This window comes from Dehalogenimonas etheniformans (genome assembly GCF_014672715.2).
GTDB classification, from domain to species: domain Bacteria; phylum Chloroflexota; class Dehalococcoidia; order Dehalococcoidales; family Dehalococcoidaceae; genus Dehalogenimonas; species Dehalogenimonas etheniformans.
Genome location: NZ_CP058566.2, coordinates 1,063,034 through 1,080,021 on the forward strand (window position 1 = coordinate 1,063,034; position 16,988 = coordinate 1,080,021).

The 16,988-nt window shown below is 53.7% G+C and carries 15 protein-coding genes; 6 read left to right on the forward strand and 9 right to left on the reverse strand.

The window, feature by feature from the left end; translation table 11 throughout:
• Positions 1–3: 3 nt before the first annotated feature.
• The 6 genes from HX448_RS05370 to HX448_RS05395 all read right to left on the reverse strand — a co-directional run bounded on the left by HX448_RS05370 (position 4) and on the right by HX448_RS05395 (position 5,426).
• Positions 4–399: a rhodanese-like domain-containing protein gene (locus HX448_RS05370; RefSeq protein ID WP_102330271.1), complete on the reverse strand. Its 396-nt coding sequence runs from the start codon at positions 397–399 to the stop codon at positions 4–6.
• A gap of 39 nt (positions 400–438) precedes the next feature.
• Positions 439–1,002, reverse strand: coding sequence for a GTP cyclohydrolase I FolE (gene folE / locus HX448_RS05375; RefSeq protein WP_102330270.1), 564 nt, complete (start codon positions 1,000–1,002; stop codon positions 439–441).
• Positions 1,003–1,013: 11 nt separating this feature from the next.
• Positions 1,014–1,580: a flavin reductase family protein gene (locus HX448_RS05380; RefSeq protein ID WP_102330269.1), complete on the reverse strand. Its 567-nt coding sequence runs from the start codon at positions 1,578–1,580 to the stop codon at positions 1,014–1,016.
• Positions 1,581–1,682: 102 nt separating this feature from the next.
• Entirely contained in the window at positions 1,683–2,735 is a 1,053-nt protein-coding gene (thrC, locus tag HX448_RS05385) for a threonine synthase (RefSeq protein WP_102330268.1), read from the reverse strand.
• Between the two features lie 86 nt (positions 2,736–2,821).
• On the reverse strand, positions 2,822–4,123 hold the full coding sequence (locus tag HX448_RS05390) for a homoserine dehydrogenase (RefSeq protein ID WP_102330267.1): 1,302 nt from the start codon (positions 4,121–4,123) through the stop codon (positions 2,822–2,824).
• 10 nt (positions 4,124–4,133) lie between these two features.
• Positions 4,134–5,426, reverse strand: coding sequence for a peptidylprolyl isomerase (locus HX448_RS05395; protein ID WP_102330266.1), 1,293 nt, complete (start codon positions 5,424–5,426; stop codon positions 4,134–4,136).
• A 562-nt stretch (positions 5,427–5,988) separates the two neighbouring features.
• On the opposite strand from HX448_RS05395, the gene HX448_RS05400 reads away from it, so the two are divergent.
• The 3 genes from HX448_RS05400 (at position 5,989) to HX448_RS05410 (ending at position 9,447) form a co-directional block, all read left to right on the forward strand.
• On the forward strand, positions 5,989–6,273 hold the full coding sequence (locus tag HX448_RS05400; RefSeq protein ID WP_102330265.1) for a DUF503 domain-containing protein: 285 nt from the start codon (positions 5,989–5,991) through the stop codon (positions 6,271–6,273).
• Position 6,274: 1 nt separating this feature from the next.
• A complete protein-coding gene (locus HX448_RS05405; RefSeq protein ID WP_102330264.1) occupies positions 6,275–8,581 on the forward strand; it encodes a DEAD/DEAH box helicase in 2,307 nt (768 codons plus the stop codon).
• Between the two features lie 164 nt (positions 8,582–8,745).
• On the forward strand, positions 8,746–9,447 hold the full coding sequence (locus HX448_RS05410; RefSeq protein ID WP_102330263.1) for a hypothetical protein: 702 nt from the start codon (positions 8,746–8,748) through the stop codon (positions 9,445–9,447).
• A 6-nt stretch (positions 9,448–9,453) separates the two neighbouring features.
• On the opposite strand, the gene HX448_RS05415 is transcribed toward HX448_RS05410, so the two are convergent.
• The 3 genes from HX448_RS05415 to fabF are packed head-to-tail and all read right to left on the reverse strand — an operon-like array spanning position 9,454 to position 13,047.
• A complete protein-coding gene (locus tag HX448_RS05415) occupies positions 9,454–10,080 on the reverse strand; it encodes a glycerol-3-phosphate acyltransferase (protein ID WP_102330262.1) in 627 nt (208 codons plus the stop codon).
• 15 nt (positions 10,081–10,095) lie between these two features.
• Complete coding sequence (gene recJ, locus HX448_RS05420) at positions 10,096–11,775, reverse strand: single-stranded-DNA-specific exonuclease RecJ (protein WP_102330261.1); 1,680 nt, start codon at positions 11,773–11,775, stop codon at positions 10,096–10,098.
• Between the two features lie 9 nt (positions 11,776–11,784).
• Complete coding sequence (fabF, locus tag HX448_RS05425; RefSeq protein WP_102330260.1) at positions 11,785–13,047, reverse strand: beta-ketoacyl-ACP synthase II; 1,263 nt, start codon at positions 13,045–13,047, stop codon at positions 11,785–11,787.
• Positions 13,048–13,656: 609 nt separating this feature from the next.
• Here fabF and HX448_RS05430 point away from each other — a divergent pair.
• From HX448_RS05430 to HX448_RS05435, 3 genes are all read left to right on the forward strand, one after another.
• Complete coding sequence (locus HX448_RS05430) at positions 13,657–14,400, forward strand: hypothetical protein (protein WP_102330259.1); 744 nt, start codon at positions 13,657–13,659, stop codon at positions 14,398–14,400.
• Positions 14,401–14,472: 72 nt separating this feature from the next.
• Positions 14,473–15,498: a fimbrial biogenesis chaperone gene (locus HX448_RS10470; protein WP_226846663.1), complete on the forward strand. Its 1,026-nt coding sequence runs from the start codon at positions 14,473–14,475 to the stop codon at positions 15,496–15,498.
• Positions 15,498–16,943, forward strand: a complete 1,446-nt coding sequence (locus tag HX448_RS05435) for a fibronectin type III domain-containing protein (protein ID WP_226846665.1) — start codon at positions 15,498–15,500, stop codon at positions 16,941–16,943. The genes HX448_RS10470 and HX448_RS05435 overlap by 1 nt, the downstream gene beginning before the upstream one ends.
• Positions 16,944–16,988 lie beyond the last annotated feature (45 nt).

Genomic DNA, 16,988 nt, shown 5'->3' on the forward strand with positions numbered 1-16,988 from the left:
ATTTTATACCACCGGGTAACCCGCCGCCAGCCAAGCCTCGGTGCCGCCGTCCATATCGTATGCCTCGGTAAAACCGAGGTCTTTCATGATGTCCGTCGCCAGGCCCGACCGATGTAAAGTCCGGCAATAGACTAGGTAGCGCTTGTTCCGGTCCAGGTTCCCGACTTCGCTCTGGAAATTCCCTGCGTTGTAGTCAATATTGATAGCACCGGCCAGGTGTCCCTGGTTGAATTCCGAGGGCGTACGGACGTCCAGTACAAAAAAATCAACCTTTCCGGCGTTGTCATGGATCAAGGCACTAGCATCAGACACGCTTATCTTGCGGATGGTCTGGTTCGGACTCGTTTCAGAAGAGCTCCCGGCGCAGCCCACGATAGTTACCGTTACCGCCGCCGTCATGATCACGATCCTCAAAATTCTCAATGAAATGGTCCTATTCTATTTCTGGATCAGGGACATGAATTCTGCCCGGGTCGCCGCCCGTTTGGAGAAGATACCCCGCAAGGCGCTAGTAACCACCTTGGCGCCCGGTTTTTTGATCCCCCGCATGGTCATGCACATGTGTTCAGCCTCGATGACCACTCCCACCCCATCGGGTTTGAGTCCGTCCATAATGGCATCGGCAATTTCGGTAGCCATGCGTTCCTGGATCTGGGGGCGCCGCGCGATAATATCCACCACCCTGGCTAGCTTAGATATCCCGACGACTCTTCCGTCCACACCCGGTACGTAAGCGACGTGCGCCACGCCGGAAAATGGCAGAAGGTGGTGCTCGCACATCGAATAAAATGGGATATCTCTTAGTATCACCATTTCCCGATGCCCTAGTTCATATCCAACCTTGAGTTCATCCACCGGGTTTTGGTTCATCCCACCGAAAATCTCAGCGTACATCTGCGCCACCCGTTGAGGCGTGTCGATGAGTCCTTCGCGTAGAGGATCGTCGCCAATTGCTTTCAGAATATTCTCGACAGCAGTTTTTATGGTCTTTTCGTCGATCATATATTTTCCAATCAGCTTCTAATTCTTTCGATTTTTTCAACTGTCGGTTTTTGCTTGGTGATGTACTTGTCATTTCCAAGATAAAAGGCCGGCGTTACCGCTCTGGCGTTGAGGGAACCGTCTTCGGTAAAGGCTTCAACTGCCAAATGCACCGCCACCACCTCTCCAACCAACAGTTGATGATCGCCGTATTGCCGGTCTTCGGTCAGTCTGCATTCATAGGCAGCGTAGGCGTCGGCCAGAACCGGCGAATTCGTTTTCAGGGGAATATCGCGGGAAATTTTGAACGCGGCGAATTTATCGGTTGTCTCTCCCTTTGTTCCTCCCACGGCGGACAGTAGTCCGACCGATTCAGCGGACATGAAATTTACTGAAAATTCTCCGCTGTCGATGATAAGTTGATAAGTGAATCTTTTAGGTGACAGGAGTATCCCGAAGAGCGGTGGTTTGGAAGAAAGCGGGCAATGCCAGGTGCAGGTCATCGCGTCCATTTTGCCGTCATGGTAGGCGCAAATTATGACTGCCGTCCTGGGGTAATGCTGATAAAATGCCCCGGTGCTCTCGGAGACCTCTTTCATCTGAACGCTCCTGTATAACGGCTGGGAAAGATGACCTTATTATAACACCGGGACTTCTTGGTCCGATGTTTGGAGTTCGATTTTTTGGGAATCCGTACGCCGCTAGAAACCGAGTGCTTTTTCCAGAGCCCGTAATTCGGCGGGGATCTCGATGAATTTGCCCGAGAAGCCTTTGATGGCCGTATCCGCATCCTTGAGGCCGCTGCCGGTGACGACACACACCGCCGTTCTGCTGCTGAAATCGAAACCCATCCGGCTCATCTTGATCAGCCCGGCCAGCGAAGCGGCTGAAGCCGGTTCGCCGAAAATGCCGCCTTTTTCAGCCATGATGTGATAGGCTTCTAAAATTTCTTGATCGGCAACCGAATCGATATTGCCGTGAGATTCGTCCCTTGCTGCCTCGGCTTGTTTCCACGATGCCGGGTTGCCGATGCGGATGGCGGTGGCAATAGTTTCCGGTTTCTCGACAGGGTGTCCAAGAACTATCGGCGCAGCCCCGGCTGCCTGAAATCCCATCATCCTTGGTACCGAGCTTATGATACCCTGTGCGCGGTATTCCTTGAAGCCTTTCCAGTACGCGGTAATGTTGCCGGCGTTCCCGACGGGCAAAAACAGCAAATCGGGCGCTTTCCCGAGCACATCGCAGACCTCGAAGGCGGCCGTCTTCTGCCCCTGGATCCGGTTCGGGTTGACCGAGTTCACCAGGGCGACCGGTTGTTTCTCGGTTAGTTCACGCACCAATCTCAATGCGTCATCGAAATTGCCGTCTACCATTATTATCTTAGCCCCATAGACGATGGCTTGCGCCAGCTTGCCAAGCGCGATTTTACCTTTGGGTATGACGATGATTGACTCGATGTCGGCGGCGGCCGCATAGGCTGAAGAGGAGGCCGATGTATTCCCGGTGGAAGCACAGGCCACAGCTTTGTAGCCGGATTCCAGCGCCTTGGCCACCGCCACCACCATGCCCCGATCTTTAAATGACCCGGTCGGGTTGCAACTCTCCAGTTTGAAATACAACTCGCCGACGCCAAGCTCTTTTTCAAGCCTTGGCGATCTGACCAGCGGAGTTTCGCCCTCGCCGAGTGTCAAAAGCGGAGTCTTATCCGTAACCGGAAGATATTGCCGATAGTGAGAGAGGACCCCGCTTTTCATATTCCCCTACCTGTCTTTCTGAGCGTAGCGAAGAATCTCCATGCTTCGTTTGCCGAGATCATACTCGTATGCGATTGGATTTTTACTCAAATGCCAACGCGAATAAAATTATGCACCGCTTTAATGCTCTCAAGTCCTTTGAGGGACTCTACCGCCCGCCGCACCGCCGATTCTTTGGCGGGGTGGGTCATAATCACTACTTCGGCGCTCTCGGTGACTTCATCAACCTCTTTCTGCAGCACGGAGGCAATGCTGATCTTGTTGTCGCCGAAAATGCCGGCGATGTGCGCCAGCACACCCGGTTTGTCGGCCACGTTCAGCCGGAAATAATACCGGGTCACAACCTCGGACATCGGCATGAGCTTCTTGCCCCCGTCCAGCCTCCACCGCATCCGGTTGCCGACACACGAAGCCACGTCTTGCGCCGCGGCCAGTACGTCGGCGACGACAGCCGATGACGTCGGCGCGGGGCCAGCCCCTTGCCCGGAGAAAATGACGTCGCCCACCAGATCGCCGGTGGTCAGCACCGCGTTGAACACCCCATCGATGTTGGCCAGGAAGTTGTCGTCCGGCAAAAATACCGGGTGGACCCGAAGTTCTATCTGACCATCGGATTCCTTGGCGATGGCCAGCAGCTTGATGACGAAGCCCAGTTCCTTGGCGTACTGGAAGTCCCGCCCCTGGAGCTTGGTGATGCCTTCGCGGTAAATGTCCTCCGGCTTGACCTCCGTGTCGAACGCCAGCATTGAAAGTATGGCCAGTTTGTAAACGGCGTCGTTACCCTCGATGTCGTTCTTCGGATTGGCCTCGGCGTAGCCCAGTGCCTGGGCTTGTTTCAAGGCTTCGGCGAACTCGATGCCCTCCTGTGCCATCCGCGTCAGGATGTAGTTGGTGGTGCCGTTGATGATGGCGAAAATGCCTTTTATCTCATTGACGGATAAATCGTATTGGAATGGTTCCAACAAGGGGATGCCGCCGCCGACGGACGCCTCGAAACGCAGTCCGACGTTGTTCTTCCGGGCCAGGGCCAACAGTTCGGCGGCGTGCTTGGAAATCACTTCTTTGTTAGAGGAAACGACGTGCTTGCCGGCCACGAGCGCCTTTTCCAGGTAGCGGAGGGCCGGGAATTCGCCACCGATAGCCTCGACGACAATATCGATATCCGGGTTACCGAAAAACTCAGCTTCGTCGGTGGTGAAAAGCTCGGCGGAAAATTCCTTGATGATCGGCCGGGTCAGGTCGACGGGGGCTATCTTGATCTTCCGGAGGACGACCGGAGCCCCGGCCAGTTCCGCCAGTTTGGCCGAACGATCCTTGAGGACGCGCGCTACCGCCCCGCCGATGACGCCGATCCCTATAAGCCCGATGCCGATGCTGTCTTTCTTCACTTCGTTGTCCTTATGATTTCTCGGATTGCGAGGCGATCAGGTCGCGCTGGGCCTCGGTCAAGGTCACCAGGTCGATCTTGTTGGCCGGATCGTCGGCCAGGGCTTTAGCCCAATCTGAAAAAGCCTTGTTGACCAGCGTCGTCTGGTCGTCGGACGTGAAATCGCGGTTAGGCTGCTCCGAAACGATCTGGTACAGCCAGTACGCCCCGGTGGTGGCCGCGTCTTTGGTCTGGATCGGGTCGCTGACCGCTCCCACCTGGGTGTTCTCGTTGAAGACCCAGTCCACGTAAGCCCCGGTCGATGTCCCCTGTGTCAGTGTCGCCAGGACGCCGCCGTTATCCTTAGTAGTAGAATCCTGGGAATTGTCCTTGGCTAGGGTGGCGAAATCACCGCCTTCCGCCAGCTTTTGTAGGACCTCCTGGGCTTTCTCCACGGTAGGCAGCAGGATGCCTGACACCTTGGCGGTGGTGACGCCGTTTGAGGTGCTCTTTTCGGTGACCTTGATTATCCAGTAGCCGAGCTGCTTGCTCTTGGTATCGTCGTAGAAGTAGGAAGTGTCGTTAACCGCGCCGGCAAAGATCTTGTCGTCGAGCCCAGTGGCGGTTAGAAGCCCGTCGATAATCCCCTTGGGATGGTAGCCTAGGTCGCCCTTGTCGGTGACAGTGGTCGAATCAAGGGACAGTTCGGCGGTGATGGCGGCAAAACTCTCGCCGGCCTTGAGCCGCGCAATGACGGCATCGGCCTGGGCGGCGCTCTCCAGGAGCATCACATAACTCTGCCGCTGCGGCCCGGATGAGCCGATCTCGCGCTTGAACTTCTGATCGACCAGCTTCTGGTAGAGAAGCGAACCGTAGGCGATGTCGCGGGTAGTCTGATTGTCTTTTAATTTAGCATCGGCCAGGTACGCCTTGACCTCGTCGTCGCTGACGGTGATCCCCAGTTTGGCGGCTGCTTCTTTGATCAATTGGTCCTGCTTGGCCGTCTCAATGGCGTAATCAATGTAGAGGTAGGCATAGGTAGGATCGCCGCCGGTGAAATAATTGACTAGTCTGGAGATATATTTGGCGTTGTATTGCACGCCGTTGACGGTTAAGACCGTCTTGTTAAGAGGAAGTATCACCGGAATCAGTTGTTGGGTAACGAAGCCGGTCAGGAGTATGATCGCCACAAGGGCGACGACACCGATGCTGGCCCAGAGGGTAACTTTCTTCCTCTGTTTTTGTTTGGCCAACCGGGATTGCGCTAGTTTTGAGATCCCGACCGATGGGTGTTCCTGGTGTTGACGATGGTGTTTTTTAGCCAATTTTTTCTACCCCTGTCAGATGATGTTAACGAGCCTTATATCTTACCAGAAAATCGTGGATACTTTATGTGAATTACCTATTCCTTTAGTCTTAGAACGCTTCAAGCCGGGAAAAGTTGTCTCTGAAAAGCTTAATAAAGCTAAATTATAAGCACGCTTCCGCGTGCCAACCGTCCCATTATAAGTTGTAGACTTGAGCCTTGCAACGGAGATGCTCAATAACTAAACGCCATCGGTCATGTTGGGCAGCCCAATAGGTCATTGGCCTTGTTCCTTCGCCAATTATTATCATTTCTGTGAAATTTGGAATCCAATCCTAACCCATGGTGAAGCAATCTCAGTCACACTTATAGAGAAGCCCTCTCTAGCCTGTCTTTGTGCGAAAAGAATATGTACGGAAGGTTCTCGCCTGTCATCTGGTCAAGGGGGATGGGGGTAACCAAGGGATAATTATCCCCAAGAAGTCCGTTCGTGGTGAGCTTGTCGGATCCATGAACGAACGGAATTTGCTTTGACTCGCCCCGGTTTATAGATTAGAGTAACCTTTAATTGAAGGTGTTGTATGAATATCGGAGTTTTACAGTTCAGCCTCAGGCTCCCGGAGAGCCACTCGCTCAAGGAAAAGCGGATGGTGGTCAAATCGCTGGTCGCCCAGCTTCACAACCGCTTCAACGTCTCCGCGGCGGAAGTCGAGGACCATGACCTGTGGCAGTCGGCGGTTATCGGCGTCGCCTGCATCTCCAACGATAAAAAACACACCAACGAGGTGCTGAACAAGGCGCTGGCGTTCGCCACCACCTACGACCTCGAATTGGTCGAATCCAATATCGAGATCATCGATTACTGACGTGGACGTTTCCGAGTTCGTCGACTATCTCCGGGCAACCTCCGAAATGGTGGGCCAGATTGCCCACCTGGAGCCCATTCCTCCCCGCGATGCCGTCTTCGGCGACGTCGAAAAGGCTCTTGATCCTCGGTTGGAAACTTGTCTAAAAGAGAACCATCTCTGGCCGCTCTACAGCCACCAGGCGGAGGCGGTAAACACGGCGGCGAGGGGTAAGAACGTCTTCATCGCCACGCCGGCGGCATCCGGCAAGAGCCTGGCCTTCTATATCCCGATATTCGAGTTTATGCTCACCGATCCCAAGGCCACTGCCCTGTACCTCGCGCCGACCAAAGCCCTGGCGCAGGACCAGAAGAAACACATCAAAGAGCTGTTTTCATCCTATGTCATAAACCGTGGCGATTTCGATACCTTCGACGGGGACACCTCCGGTCCCAACCGGGCTGCCATCAGGCGCGATGCGCGTCTCATCCTGTCTAACCCAGATATGCTTCACGTGGGTATCCTACCCAACCACGAAAACTGGCGCCGGTTCTTTGCCAATCTGAAGTATGTCGTCATCGACGAAGCTCATTACTACCGGGGGGTTTTCGGCTCTCACCTGGGATTGGTGCTCCGCCGCCTGCGAAGGATTTGCAGCCGGTACGGTTCCAAACCTCAGTTCATCCTGGCCTCGGCCACCATCGGCAACCCGCGGGAGTTCGCCCAACTGCTCACGGGTCTGGAATTTACTGTCGTCGACCGGGACGGCTCCCCCTATGGCGGCAAGGACTTCATCTTCTGGAACCCTCCGCTTATCGATCCAGCCAAATCTACCAGGCGGAGCGCCTCGGCGGAAGCGACATCGCTATTTGCGGAGCTTATCGCCCACGATATCCGCACCCTGGTTTTTGCCCGCACCCGGCGGCTGGCTGAGGTGATCTTCGTCCATGCCAGGGAACGGCTTTCCAAACTGGCGCCTGACAAGGTCGATCGGATCAAGCCTTATAGAGCTGGATATCTGCCCGAAGACCGCCGACGGATAGAAAAAGAGCTGTTCGGAGGTCACTTAGATGGGGCTGTTGCCACCTCTGCTTTCGAACTCGGCGTGGATATCGGATCGCTGGATGCGACTGTTTTAACAGGGTATCCCGGTTCGACGGCAAGCGTCTGGCAGCAGGCGGGCAGGTCGGGCAGGCGGCGACGCAAATCTCTTTCGATGCTCATCGCCCGTAACGATCCCCTGGACCAGTATTTCATGCACCACCCGGACTTTTTCTTCCACGGTTCAGGCGATGCGGCGCTGGTAAACCCGGAGAATAAGTATATTGCCGGTGTCCATCTCCTGTGCGCCGCCTGGGAGGCGCCGCTTTCGATTGCCGACGAGCAGTACTTCGGCCTGTCATTCGGCGAAAGGTTGGCCGACCTCATCTGCCGAGGCTTGCTTAAAGAAAGAAAAGGGCATTACTTCCTTTCGGCCAATCTGACCTACCCGGCCCAGGAGGTCAGCATCAGGGGCATGTCCGGCAGCGAATACAACGTCATCGACGGCGCGACTGGGGCCCTTTTGGAGGTTCTGGATTCGTCTACCGCCATGTTCCAGCTCTATCCCGGGGCGATCTATCTTCACCAGGGCGAGAGCTATTTCATACGGTCTCTAGACCTGGACACCCGCATCGCCACCGCCGAGCTCACCGACAGCACCTATTACACCGAAACAAAGGATATTACCGAGCTTGAGATCAAGAAAACTTTGCGATCAGTCTTCGTCCGGGGCGTCCCAGTGCATCTTGGCGAGGTCGAGGTGACGATAACGGTGATCGGCTTCAAGCGCAAGGCCCAGTTCACAGAAGAGGTGCTGGGCGAAGAACCGCTGTCCTTGCCGCCGCAGAAATTTGAAACCGTCGCCCTGTGGTTTGAAGTCCCGGAAAGCCTGACCCAGAAAATAGCCGGTGACCTCGACCTGGCCGGCGGGCTACACGCTGTCGAGCATGCAGCCATCGGGATCTTGCCTCTTTACGCCCTGTGTGACCGGAACGATATCGGCGGTCTGTCCACGCCGCTGCATCCCGATACCGGCTCGGCGACCATCTTCATCTATGACGCCCACGCCGGCGGCGTCGGTATCTCTGAAAAAGGCTACGAGATTATAATCCAACTTTGGGAGGCTACGCTGAGAGCGGTCGAAGAATGTCCCTGTGATTCTGGCTGTCCTGCCTGTATTCAATCTCCCAAATGCGGCAATAACAATGAGCCGTTGGATAAACGGGCGGCACAGGTCCTATTGAGGGGGTTGCTGGCGATAAATCGGTCCTTGGATGAAGTTGATTAGGTATATCTTCACTGGTATAATTTAATTATCTTCAAGTTAACTTCGTACTCAACTAGTTACTGTTCAGCAACCCCGCTGACTACCTCGTTAACCACTGTCATTATTATTTTACTTAGCACCTACGGTGTGATTAAATGCTAGCCTATATCCGGGCAGGAGTCCCTGTGAAACTTTATCGCAAGCGGGAATTTTGGCTTATTCTGCTCCTTGGCGTACTTTTCGTAGTCACAATCTACGCCGATTTCGTGCGCGGCGGCGCCGCCCTCTCCGTCGACGAGTTCCAGCTGACCCTGTTTGCTCTTCAGCAAGTACTCTACCTATCCGCCATTGCCATTGCCACATGGCGCTTCGGCTTCTCCCTCGGACTGTTTTTCTGGGGAATTATGGGAGCCATCACCATCCCGTATTCGGTGGTTTATCTTTCGGCCAACTGGCACCCGAACCTGTTTCTTGAAATGATCATCATCGGCCTTGTCGGGCTGGCTGAAGTCTTCCTCATAAATGCGTACGATGTTGGCAAGAAACGCCTTCTCGAATACCAGCACACGTTGGAAGATCGCGTTCAGGCAAGGACCATTGACCTCACAAAATCTAACCTGGCTCTGGAGAAAGACATCGTCGAGAGGCGCAGGGTTGAAGGAGAATTGAGGGAGGCATTGGCTCAAGTTAAGACTTTAACCGGTCTGCTCCCCATTTGCGCTAATTGTAAAAATATCCGTGACGACAACGGTTATTGGAGTTCCGTCGAAAAATATATCAGCACCCACTCTGAGGCTGAGTTCACCCACGGCATATGCCCGGAATGTCTTGAAAAGCTTTATCCCAGCTATTACGGACCAGGGAAAAAGAGGTCTTCAGGCCAATAGGCTCTGTCAGCGCCTGTCCCGGAGGCTCTTACGGAAAACAGCGTCTTTTAAGCTTGTCGATTTTTGACCGATCTGCTTGACTCTGACCAGGTACTGGAAACCGGGAATCGCCAGCAACATGGCCGGGTAGATCACAAATGCCCAAGAATGATATATGAACCAACCTACCAATGGAAAAACAACGAAGGCGGCGCTGTAGCTAAAGGTCGGGAACTTGGTGATTAAAAGAAAAAGCCCGAACGCGGCGGCGTATATCGGGATGCCCCAGGGCATCAGGAATGCAAGCACGCCGATACAGGTCGCCCCGCCCTTGCCGCCTTTGAATTTCAACCATACCGGCAGGACATGCCCAATCACTGCCACCATTCCGGCAAGCAATTCAATAACCTGAGGAGCATCCAGGGCACGCGCGATCGCTACGGCGACCGCTCCCTTGCCAATATCGAAAGTCATTACCAGAAGCCCAGGCAGGAATCCGACCTCATAAAAGGTATTCATCGTGCCCATGTTTTTGGAGCCTACCTGCCTGATGTCCAGATGCTTGATCCAGCGTCCCATAAGGTAGGCCAGCGGGACGCTGCCGACAAGATAACCGGCTGCCAAAGCTGCTAATATTGCTATCGTGTCGTTCATAATGATCCTTTGAAGTTAGCTTGCGGCTGCGAAGTCGACTATATTCAGCCTGAGGGTTTCGCGCCCGTTAAACTTGTCCAGTTCCAGATTATATACAACATCAATCGGTCCCGGGAGAAGTTTTTTCATTTCTTCTGCTTGCCGGAATGCCACCGCCTCCCAGACCGATCCGCCCTGGGTTAAACGCATTTTTATATGTTCCTGAGCATTCCCCATCGTCCTGTGGTCGAGTACGGTAACACACCTTGAAACGAACAACGGCGGCCGGTTTGCTTCGCCGAACGGGCCGAGACGGTTTAGAATCTGAAACAAGTTGCCGCCGATCTCGTGGAACCGCGCCTCTGTGTCGATCGTTAAGACAGGTTGCAGATCGATTGAGGCAATTTCTTTGGCGGCAATTTCCGATATCAGAGACGACAATTTGGGCAAGTCCTCTGTTTTCAGGCTGAACCCTGCCGCCTGGGCGTGGCCGCCGTAATGGCACAGAAGATGACCGCATTGGTCAATGGCTTGCGTGATGTTGAAACCGGGAATAGAGCGGCAACTGGCGGTGGCCATGCCATCTTCCCGTCGAATGACGATGCTCGGGCGATAAAATTCATCGGACAGGCGTCCCGCCACCAAACCGAGGATGCCCGGCGGGCATTCCGCGTCTTCAACCAAAAGCAATGGGTCCAACGGACCGGATAAAACCTGTTCCCTCGCCCGAGCGACGAACTTGGCAGTCAGCCTCTGGCGCTCTAGGTTTCGATCTTCCAATATTAAAGCTAAATCTTTAGCTTTATCGGGTGTCGCTGCCATCAAGAGGTCATAGCCCATTATGGCATGTTCCAACCGACCGGCGGCATTCAATCGAGGCGCCACTTGCCAGGATATGCTCTCGGCATCAAGTTGACCAGCCCGCAGACGTGCCATGTTGATAATCTCCAGCAACCCCGGAGAAGGATGATCATTAAGATGTTTCAGGCCTTCTTTTACCAGGTAGCGGTTCTCGCCGGTGAGAGGCATGATGTCGGCGACAGTGCCGATTGCCGCGAGTTCGAGGAAATGTTCCTTTGGCAACGGTCTGCCCATCCCGGCAAAGAGAGCCTCGACTACCTTGAAAGCGACGCCTACGCCGGCCAAATCCTGGAAAGGGTATACAGAATCAACACGCCTGGGATCAATCATAGCCACCGCGGGAGGCAGGGTTTCAAGAGGCAAATGATGGTCGGTGATGATGACGTCGAGCCCGAACCGCTTGGCTTCCTTAACTTCGGTAACGGCAGTAATGCCGCAGTCAACGCTGACAACCAGCGAAACCCCTTCTTCCGCCAGTTTCTTCAGGGCATCGGTTTTCAGTCCGTAACCCTCGGTCAGCCGATGCGGAATATAAGGTATCGCCTCGGCGCCGAGGGATCTGAGCCCGGTGACCATGAGTGCCGTCGCCGTGATTCCATCGGTGTCGAAATCGCCGTAGACGGCAATGCGTTCTCCCGAAAGGATAGCCCGATAGATACGCGCCATTGCGGGTCGAATGTCGGGCAGCAGCCTCCAGTCGTTCGACAATCGGGCGTCGCCAGCCAGAAACAGTTCAGCGGCTTCAAGAGTCTTGATGCCCCGCCCGGCCATGATGCGCGCCATCAACACCGGGTAATGTCCGGCAAGCTCCGGCGGCACCTCAGCTGAAGCTACCTGCCAGCGGGCGCCGCGCAAAGCAACCCCCTATTCGTATTGACGTAGAATGAGCACAGAGTTATGGCCGCCGAAACCGAACGAGTTCGACAGGGTTGTTCGCACTTTTTTATGTTTAGCCACATTGGGCGTGTAATCAAGGTCGCAGTCCGGGTCGGGCGTTATGTAGTTGATGGTCGGCGGGATTATACCATTTTTTATGGTAAGGGCGCAGATGGCGCACTCAATAGCACCGGCACCCCCAATCAGGTGTCCCAGCATCGATTTGGTCGAGGAAATGGAGACTTTATAGGCATGATCGCCCAGCACCTGCTTGATGGCTGTAGTCTCCATTTTGTCATTAAGTTGAGTCGACGTGCCGTGGGCGTTAATGTAATCGATCTCGGTGAACTCGATGCCTGCCCGTTTGATCGACATCCTCATGGCCCGGGCGGCGCCTTCGCCGGTCTCGATCGGTTGGACGATATGAAAGGCATCGCAGGAAGATCCGTAGCCGATGACCTCGGCGTAGATGTTCGCCCCACGGGCAAGGGCGGTATTGAGTTCTTCAAGCACAACCACAGTGGCGCCCTCGCTCATGACAAAACCGGTCCGCCCGGCATCGAACGGGCGTGAGGCATGTTGAGGATCGTCGTTGGCCGTCGAAAGGGCATTCAGGGCGTTGAATGCGGCAAAAGCCAGCAGGTTCATACCGCTCTCGCTGCCGCCGGCCAGCATGGTATCGGCGCGGCCTTCGCGGATGCTCTCGTAAGCGGTGCCGATGGCATCGGAGCCCGAGGAGCAAGCGGACGTTGTGCAGAAGTTGGGTCCCTTTAGACCCATCGAGATGGCGATCTGTGCCGCAGCAATATCGGAGATCATCATCGGGATGAGGAACGGGCTGACCTTGGATGGACCTTTCTCGATGTAGACGCGAGCCTGGTCGAACAGGGTGGTCAGTCCGCCGATACCGGAGCCAACGATGACCCCTATCTCATCGCCTTTGGCAGCGACATCGATCTTCGATTCATCAACAGCCATCCGAGCCGCGGCAACGGCCAGTTGGGCGAAGCGGTCCATGCGCCGAACGTCTTTCTTGTTGATATAGTTGGTCGGTTCAAAACCCTTGCACTCACCGCCAAAATGGGTTTCTAAAGGTGAGGCGTCGAAAAGGGTAAGATTTTCGATGCCGTTTCTGCCGTTAACCAGACCATCCCAGGTGGTGGCGGTGTCTAAACCGAGAGGGCTTACCATACCGATGCCGGTGATGACCACTCTGCGGTTGTAATCCGGTTTTTGACGGGTGTCGGACATTGTATTTACGTTCACCTCAATCTTAAATTGGCTAGAGTTATAGCACTTTTTGAATGATTATTCAACGATTTACAGGTGCCTTATGGGACTTATGCTGTTCAAAGGAGGATTGTTTCATATCGGATGCGAATCCCAGTCTATCTGGATTGTACAGACAGATTTGGGAAGAATTTCCGTGAGGGATTGATAAACTGAAATCCTCCTGGAGGGTTCTCCCGAGCGAGATGTATCCAATACGTCTGAAGTATTATTCCCAAACAACGTATCTTCCCAACTAATTTCATTGACATACCGCATTATTTGGTAGATAATTTACGCGTTTTTGTAACTTTCCGAAACCTTTTAATGGGAACAGGTAAAACGGATTCATGATTGCCCCAAATCTTGACCAATCCGGTATCTCATTTCCAGGGTCGAACCGATTAACTTCGAAAAACATGCGAACCAGCAAAAAACGCTGGTTTTTTAATGCCCAAACAGAGTTAGTTGTAAATCATGTTTATGCCCATGGGTACCAGAGGAAGGTGCCGGTCGATCATGGGCTGCTTTATTCGGATATTAGCTTAGTTTAGATATCTAGATGAAGAAAGAATTGGGAAGGAGAGTATCTTGAAGCAAAGAATCCTGGGATTGTCAATCGCCCTTATGTTAACTGTTGCCACGATAATGCCAGCAGCTCTATCTGCAGCTGACACAACAACCGTCACGGGGGATGTTCTAGGACCTACCGTCACCAGCGTGGACATTGTCTCCGGAATGCAAGGAGCTGACCTGCCAGTAGTAAATATTGGGGGAACAGCTTTTGAGGGCGTCACAAGTGTAAGCTTTGGTGCTGGAATCACAGTTAATAGTTTTCAGTTGCTATCTTCTGTCGATATAAGAGCTGATATAACGATTGCTGGTAATGCCACCCCAGGCGCAAGAGACATCACGGTAACTACGCCTGAGGGTCCAGGCACTTTAGCGAGCGGATTTACAGTTACAGAGGCACCTTATATTACCGTCACCGCCCCCACCGGTTTTAGCTTGAACACCATGGCACGTGGCGGCTACACTACGAGTCTTGTACAACATGGGTCGGTAAGCACGAACGCTGAAAACTGGATCATTACGGCTACGGGCTCTGAGTCACATGGTGGTTTCATGTACAATGGTTCGGCTTCTCCAACGGCACCTTTCCAAATCAGCAAAGTTGGTGGCGATACTTGGATTGATGCAAGTGGAAGCTTATCCTATGGCCCAAGCGACCTCATGGATCAGAATTTCGATTTCTATGCCAGACAAAATATCGATTCGGACGACCCCGCAGGAGCATATTCGATAACAATCACGTTCACGGGAAGTATCCCATAATATTCTTATGTGGGATGAGTCCACTGCGGACTCATCCCACATTCATCGTTCAACATTCAATGGTGAAGAATAGTGAAAACCAAGATAATTTTCAGTCTAATTTCCGTAATATTCTGTCTTGCAGTTACCACGCAGCCTCTTACGGCGGCGGGTGGTCTTACAGTTTATAATGGGAAGATAGAAACCTCGGTCCAACCGGGGAGCAACAACGTTTACACAATGGAAATTGCTAACACTTCTGACGCACCAATGGATATCGGAGTGGAAATCAAAGGCTACGGCATGTCGCCAACCCAGGATTTTATTTCCCTGCCACCAAAAGATGACGTCAGTGCTTATTCAGCACTTTCGCTACTCAACGCCTCTCCGTCAACGTTCCACCTCGAGCCAGGAAAATCCCAGGTGGTTACAGTTACTGCTATTATCGCCGCGGGGATTGGCAACGGTGGAAGATACGCCATCGTATACATTCACACCACCGCTACCGGAAGCGGTGTCGGAGTGATCAGCGCGGTTGCTGCGAGAGTCCTTTTAACCATTTCAGGCTCGAAATTGGATACCACGAGCCAAATCGCTAGTGCGGATCTGGTTAAATCAACTGCTCAACAACCAGCCGGAATATCCTTTACGGTTGGCAACAACGGCAATTATCATTTTAAACCCAAATTAAAGGCTACGGTTCGAAATGGGACCATTGTTGTGGCAACGACCGATTTGGTCGCTCCTGGTTGGCCAATAATCCCAGGCTATTCAAGACAATTCAAGCTGGATCTGATCGGAACCTCGCCTCTACTGCCGGGCACGTACCAAGTGGAGATCGAAGTCAAAGACGAATCAGGAATCCTGATCACTAAGGGCACTTTCCCACTGTCGGTGACCGAGAACCAAACTCTTTTGCCACCCGCAACGACAACTCCAAAGACCTCGACAATTCCACCTTCAACATTACCCACCTCAACAACCATAACCCTGTCGCCATCGACGACTTCAACTGTCGAACAAAATTCCCGGTCTTTCCCAGCCCTTCTCGCCGGAATCGCAGCAGGCGCGATACTTCTCGTTATAGCCATGGTCGCGGTAGGAAGAAAACGAAAATAGTGGCGAATAATTTTCTAAGGTTGATCGTTTTCATTTTGCCACTATTGCTAATATCAGCCTACCCGGTTGCGGTCGCCGCTCAGGGAACCGACATCACCGGCACCATTCCGCTGGTAGCTTCCAATATTAACTCCTCCGGACTCACAACTTCCGGTGCGGTTATAACGTGGGAAACCAATGGCAGAGCTACCTCTCAGATTTATTACGACGCTTCATCGCATGCGGACATCAACGATTACGCTTATAGTTCCGAACTCGATCTGACTCTGGTTTCCGCTCACAGCGTGACACTCTCGGGGCTTACCGCCGGTACTATCTACTATTACCGGGTAAAATCGACAATCCCTGACACATCCTTCAATGCGATTTCCGAGGATGCTACTTTCACTACGACTGCCTCGGGCGGTGGCGGAGGTGGAGGAGGAGGCGGCGGCGGTTTCGGCAGCCAGCTCATCGGTATAGGCCTCTCGGGAACGTCACCTTTCATGGACGGCAACGGAAGGGCGATAACGGCAGGTGAAATCAAGACCTCCGACGGCAAGGTCTCTCTCAGCATTCCGGTGGGTGTCTACATCTGGAACGCCGCGGGCGCCGCCCAATCTTTCCTCTCAGCCCAACCGATCAACAACCCGCCCACTGCGCCGCCGGAGAACAGCCTGGTCATGGCTCATGAACTGGGCCCCAACGGCGTCACTTTCAATCCTGCGATCACTCTGACTTTCAACTACAAGGATGACGACCTATCACCCGGCGCCAGAGAAATCGATCTCTACATCGCCTGGTGGGACGGAACACAGTGGGTAAAGCTCATCGGCACGGTTAATACTACCTCCAATACCGTCTCCGTTCAGGTCACCCATTTCACCAGTTATGCGTTGCTCATCCCGTCTTCACTGCCTGTACCAACTCCAACGCTCAAAATAGCCACCCCCTCTACCGGGGCCTCGTTCGATTCCGGCAATGTAACCATTTCGATCAACGCGGGCAACATCAACCTGGTGCCCGACAACCGGCCCAACGCTCCGGGCGAAGGTCGAGTTGTTTACTACCTCGATGTGCCGATACCCACCACCGCGGGATCAAGCGCTTTGAGCAACGCGGGGGCCTACAAGGAGAGTGAATCGACCACCAACGCCTGGACTAACCTGTCGCCTGGCGTCCATATCCTCGGCGTTCAGTTGGTGCAGAACGACCACACCCCATTCAGCCCGCCCCTTTTCGCCACTGTCAGCGTTACCATCAAAGAGGCTGTGATAGCGCCTCCGACGACAACCCCTGCCCCGACTTCCGAGTCGCCGATAATCACGATACCTTCCGGATCGAACCCAACCAAGACGAATTGGACGATACCTGTCCTGTTTCTTGTTGCGGCGGCAGGGCTGGGCGGTTTCATCTATTGGAGATCGCGGAAACCGGAAACGGATTTGAAGTACACTAACCGATAAACAGGCTTTCCCGTGCGAATATAAAAGCCCCCGTCGAATGGGGGC